This window comes from Halapricum sp. CBA1109 (genome assembly GCF_009741825.1).
Classification (GTDB): domain Archaea; phylum Halobacteriota; class Halobacteria; order Halobacteriales; family Haloarculaceae; genus Halapricum.
In genome coordinates this window covers 1-5,602 of sequence record NZ_WPCA01000162.1, presented here as the reverse complement: position 1 = coordinate 5,602, position 5,602 = coordinate 1, and the positions used below count along the sequence as shown (strand labels likewise).

The 5,602-nt window shown below is 64.7% G+C and carries 4 protein-coding genes and 2 pseudogenes; all 6 read right to left on the bottom strand.

The genetic code is table 11. The annotated features are described in order from the left end of the window. Positions 1–1,019: FAD-dependent monooxygenase (locus GJ629_RS13995; RefSeq protein ID WP_157513592.1), on the bottom strand; the 1,019-nt coding region annotated here is incomplete at its 3' end. After that, positions 1,012–2,674: pseudogene (locus tag GJ629_RS13990) on the bottom strand (FAD-binding protein). The pseudogene GJ629_RS13990 and the gene GJ629_RS13995, both read right to left, overlap by 8 nt. A gap of 2 nt (positions 2,675–2,676) precedes the next feature. Further along, the gene (locus GJ629_RS13985) at positions 2,677–3,531 is read right to left on the bottom strand and encodes an electron transfer flavoprotein subunit beta/FixA family protein (RefSeq protein WP_157513591.1); all 855 of its coding nucleotides are present in this window, start codon (positions 3,529–3,531) and stop codon (positions 2,677–2,679) included. Positions 3,532–3,614: 83 nt separating this feature from the next. Next, complete coding sequence (locus GJ629_RS13980) at positions 3,615–3,944, bottom strand: ferredoxin family protein (RefSeq protein WP_157513590.1); 330 nt, start codon at positions 3,942–3,944, stop codon at positions 3,615–3,617. Positions 3,945–3,988: 44 nt separating this feature from the next. Further along, positions 3,989–4,519 carry a peptide-methionine (S)-S-oxide reductase MsrA gene (msrA, locus tag GJ629_RS13975; protein WP_157513589.1) on the bottom strand — a complete coding sequence of 177 codons (531 nt, stop codon included), beginning with the start codon at positions 4,517–4,519 and terminating at the stop codon, positions 3,989–3,991. Between the two features lie 66 nt (positions 4,520–4,585). Then, a pseudogene (locus GJ629_RS13970) lies at positions 4,586–5,602 on the bottom strand (glutamate--tRNA ligase family protein); the annotation flags it as partial.

Genomic DNA, 5,602 nt, shown 5'->3' with positions numbered 1-5,602 from the left:
CGCCTCGGCGACGAGTCGCCGGCGGAGATAGCGTGGTTCATACCCTTGATGATCGGCCCCTGTGCCTGCATCTGGCCAGCGGCGTCGCCGACGAGACACAGGCGACCGCTGTGGGGCGAAGGGTGGGCCACCTTCTTCGAGTCCGGGACGAGTTTCGCGCTGTACTCGACTTCGGTGTACTCGCCGTCTAACCACTGGTCTAGCAGTGGATGGGTCAGGAGGTTGTCCAGCAGTTCGTGGGGTTCGTACTCCCCCTCGGCGATGGAGTCCAGATGGAAGACGGTCCCGATGGACAGCGAGTCCTCGTTGGTGTAGAGGAATCCGCCGCCGCGGGCGCCCTCGAAGAGGTCACCGCTGAACAGGTGGGCCTCCCCCTCCTCGGGGCCGATGTCGAAGCGCTCCTCGACGGCTCCCTCGGGCATCTCGACGACGGCCTTGACGCCCTGGAACCACTCCTCGGGTTCCTCCCAGTCCATCAGGCCGGCGTCGCGGGCGAGTTCGGAGTTGACGCCGTCGGCCGCGACGATCAGGTCCGCCTCGATGGGGTCTATCTCGTCGCAGGTGACGCCGACTATCTCCCCGCCATCGCGCAACAGGCCGTTCACGCGGACGTCCGTGAGCAGGCCGCCACCCGTCTCGCGGGCCATCTCGTGGACTTCCTCGGCGAGGTACGCGTCCATCCTCCGCCGGAGGACGGCGTCTGACCAGACGGTGTCGTGGTCGTGGATGTCCGTCAGGTCGAACGTCTTCACCGTGTCGCCGGCGACGTTGTGGATGTAGTTGTCGGTGACCGGGCGTTCGGTCGCTGCCTCGCGGACGCCCGGGAACAGCGAGTCCAAGGTGTACGGCGCGGACTCCTCGGCGTACAGCAGGCCGCCGGAGACGTTCTTCGACCCGGCCTCGACGCCGCGTTCGAGGACGAGCGTCTCGACGCCGTTCTGTGCGAGTGCCGCCGCCGCGGCCGCGCCGCCGGGACCGGCCCCGACGACGACGGCTTCGTAGTGTTCGTGCTCAGTCATCAGCGGGTCCCTCCAGCGCCGTCGCGATGTCCGTCTCGCCCGATTCGAGCGCTTCGATCAGCGGCGGGAGCACCTCGAAGAGGTCCCCCTCGACGAAGTAGTCCGAGAACTCCCGGATGTCCGCCTCCGGGTCGGTGTTTATCGAGACGATGATGTCTGACTCGTCCATCCCGACCTTGTGCTGTATCGCCCCGGAGATGCCGACGGCGACGTAGACGTCCGGTTGGACCTCCTGTCCGGACTCGCCTATCTGTCGCTCCTCGGTGATGTACTGTGAGACGTGGCCCTCGAAGTCGTAGCTCGACGTGATGACGCCCCGGGAGAGCCCCATCGCGGCGTCCTCGAAGCAGTCGGTCAACTCGACTCCGAGTTCGATGCCCGTCGTCGGGTCGTCGCCGATGCCCCGTCCCATCGCCACGACCACCTCGTGACCGGTCAGGTCGACGCCGCTGTCCAGTTGGTCGTGGTCGGTCACCTCGACGCGGAACCAGTCGTCAACTAGGGGCATCTCGTGTTCGACGACCTCCCCCTCGCGGTCGTAGTCCGGTTCCGGCAGGTCGAAGGCCCCGGGAATCACCGACCCGCCCTGTGGGTGGAACTCCCGATTGGGCTTGTCGATACAGAGGATAGTCGAGTACTCGAACCCGGAGAAGTCCGGCCGCGGCATGTGGAGGATGCGATCGAACTCCTTTTTCTCGCCGGGCTTGCCCGTCTTCGCCGGGTTCGATATCATCGCGTTCTCGATGTAGAGGTCCGAGCAGTCACTGGCCACGTCCCGAGTCCAGTTCCGCCTGCGCTAGCGCCGAGAGGTCCCGGCCGTTGTTCGTCGCCGGGTAGATGGTGTAGCGCGGTTCCTGATACGCTCGCCAGTCGTCCTCGCTGCGGGCCTCGCGGGCGTAGGGGTTGTCCGCCGAGCGGCACATATCGACGAATATCTCCGTGAACGGCTTGTGCCGGAACCGCTCTAACCGTTCGTCTTCCTGATAGACGACCACGTCCGCACCGTAGGCGATGACCTCCTCGGTGAGGGCCGACACCTCGTCGCCGATCAGGACGGCGACGACACGCTCGGATTCGTCGTACTGCTCGTTGTACCCGTCCATCAACTCGCGGGCCTTCCCGAGCATCTCCTTGCTGACGTCGATCAACTCGCCGTGTTGGGTCTCACAGTAGACCCACATATCGCCGTACGATCCGTCCTCCAAGGCCTTGACCCAGCGCTTCTCGGCGGTCGGGTGGTCGAGGTTCGGGTGTTTCTCCTCGGGCGACTGGACGACGACCTCCTCGTCGTCTTCGTCGCTCCCTTGGACGGAGTCCATCCGACTCTCTATCTGTGAGATGGCGGTCGAGCGGTCCTCGCCTTCCTGCTCGCGTTCCAGCAGGTCCTCGAGCACCGCGATGTCGTCTATCTCCCGGACGAGGTTGGCGAGGTCTGCGACCGTCAACTCCGCGAGGTCGACCGTCCCGGGGTCTATCTCGTCGTCTTCCTCCTCCAACGTCCCGATTCGGCTCTCGATTAGCGTCTTCACGGGTTTCCGGTCCTCGCCGTCCGCCTCCAGCGCCAGCATCTCCCGGAGTTCCTCGACGTCATCGATACCGTTGACCTTCGGCCCGAGGTCGGCTATCTCGTGTTCGGTGGGGTCTATCTCGACCATACTCAGTCACCCGCCACGTGCGGTTCGAACGCGTCGAGGACGTCGTTCATCTCTTCTGTGTCCTCGGGGTCGATCATCTGTGCCTCCCGTTCGGAGGGTGCCTTCGGGATGGGGTCGACGGAGGAGACGATGGTCGGCGACCCGTCGAGGCCGATGTAGTCGGGGTCGAGGTTCAGGTCCTCGTGGTTCCACGTCGTGAGGTACTCCTCGTACTCTTCGGCGCGTTCCTCGGCCGTCTCCCGGAGGTCCCGGTGTTTCAGCCGCGAGGACGCCCTGCGGTAGGTCGGTTCGAACTCGGGGTCGGTCACGACGAAACACGGCAGCGGCGCTTTTACGGTCTCTATCTCCTCTACGTCGCCCTCGACGAGGCGCTTGGCCCGGACGACGCCCTCGTCCTCGTCGACGTCCAGCGCGACGACGTGGGTGAGCAGCGGGCGGTCCATACACCACATCGTCTGTGGCCCGGTGTGGCCCGTCTCCCCGTCAGCCGTCTTGAAGCCCGCGAAGACGATGTCGGGTTGCTCGTCCAGTTTCTCTAACCCTGTCGCGAGTGTCATCGCCGTCGCCCACGTGTCGGCGGCGGCCATCTCGCGGTCGCTGAGGAGATACAGGTCGTCGGCGTACACCGATTCCATCCCCTCCCGGAGAACGTCTTCGTAGCCCGGCGGTCCCATACTCATCAGGCTGACGTCGCCGCCGTGGCGGACCTTCGTCTGTAACGCCGCCCGCAGGGCGTGTTTGTCGTTGGGATTCATCACCGTCGGTGTCTCGCCCCGCTCTAAGTGGCCGTCCTCGTCGAAACTGACCACGCCGTCGCGGAAGTCGGGGACACCCTTCGTCAAGACGACTGAGCGCATGTGAATTTCTACCTCGTGTCAAACAGTCACAGAGGTAGGACAATAATCTTTCCTCAAAGATAACCAAGGACGGAGCCGATCTGTCAGGTACGGCCCGCTCTGCCGGGGTCGACGTCGATGGCGTCGACAGGGCAGACGTCGACACAGAGCATACAGTCGATGCACTGGCTCTCGTTGGCCGGGTCTGCCTTGATCTCGCTCTCGGGATGGTCCGGTGTGTCGACCCACTCGAAGACATCGACGGGGCAGTCCTCCAGACAGGCCCCGTCGGCCAGACAGATGTCGAAGTCCACGGCGACGTGTGTCCCGTGGATACCCAGCGTCTCCGGTTCCTCGACCGGTCCCCACACCTTGTGGCCGTTGTGGTCCTCGACGACGTCGCGGTTCTCCTCGAACTCCGGGTCTATTGGCATTGGTATGTGTATTCAACCCAGAGCAACCACCTAAATGTTCTCCCTCACTCGGCCAACAGCGCTTCGAACTCCTTGCGGACCTTCTTGACCTTCGGCCGGACCTGCATCACGCAGTACCCCTTCGTCGGGTTCTTCTCGTAGTAGTCTTGGTGTTTTGACTCGGCCTCGTAGAACCGGCTGAGTTCCTCGACATCGGTGACTATCGGGTCGTCGTACACCTCGGCCGCCAGTCGGTCGATGAACCCCTCGACCTGTTCGCGTTGCTCGTCGTCGTGATAGAGGACGATAGACCGGTACTGGCTCCCCACGTCGGGCCCCTGTCGGTCTTCAGTCGTCGGGTCGTGGACCTTGAAGAATACTTCGAGCAGTTCGAGGTAGCTGATCGCCTCGGGATCGTACTCGATCTGGACGACCTCGGCGTGGCCCGTCTCGCCCGAACAGACTTGCCGGTAGGTGGGGTTTGAGACGTGGCCGCCGGCGTACCCCGAGGTCACCGACTCGACGCCCCGCAGCTCCTGCATCGCGGCCTCGATACACCAGAAACAGCCACCGCCGAACGTCGCTTTCTCGGTCATACTATCCCGTTGGGCTTCCAGTGATAAGTCCCCAGTGGCTTCGGCGATATACGGCCGCCGACTATGTCACTCGTGGGCGAAGTACGTCACTGTCTCCTCGCTGTCGTGGCTGTCCCGCGGTTCCTCACCGCTCGACCGGTCCGTGTCGCGTGGCGAGACGTAGTCCACTCGGACGAACCCGATTCGCTCGAACTGGAGCAGGTCGTCCGCCTCGTAGGTCGCTACGCCCGGTTCGGCGTAGCCGGTCACGTCGCCGCCCATCGTCCGCATCCGGACCGGAATCGAGTCGTCGGCCGGCACCCAGTGGACCACGTCCACGTCGCCGTTCCGAACCACGTCGATGTCGTCGCCGGTGTACTCGAAGGCGTCTCTGGTGTGTTGCACACAGCCGTACCCCTTGAGCCAGACCTTCTGCCCGTTCGCCGGGACGTCGTCACCCTCGACCAGTACCGCGCCGCCGGTCGGTATCTCGCGCCGCCCGCGGTCCTCGTAATCGGGATGGACCGGCGGTTCGCCGGCCGCCGGCCCGTTGAGGATCGGTTTCTCGACGGCCGGGCCGACCTCGGCGTCGCCCTCGTGACTGTCACGGACGAAAAAGGCCCGGTCGGTGTCGTCGTCGATCAACTCGCGGTTGGTGGCGTACACCGTCGACATCGCGAGGTCGACGTTGCTACTCGAGGCACCGAGTCCCGCCATCGCGTCGACGATGGCCTCGCCGCGGATGCCCCGGCGCCGCAGGCTCTTGATCGTCGGCGCCCGCGGGTCCTCCCAGCCGTCGAGTTCGCCCGCCTCGATCAGTTCCTTGATCGAGGACGTCGACATCGAGACGTCGTAGGCGTCGACCTGGACGTGACCCCAGTGGATCACTTCGGGGTACTCCCAGCCGAAGTAGTCGTAGACGAACCCCTGCCGCTTGGCCGAGTCCTGCAGGTCGATGCCGCGGATGATGTGCGTCACGCCCGTCAGGTGGTCGTCGATACCGCTCTGGAAGTCAAGCATCGGCCAGCAGCGATAGTCCGCCGCCTCTTCTCGTGGATGGGGCGTGTCGATCATCCGGAAAGGCCACCCAGTCCCGCAGCGCCG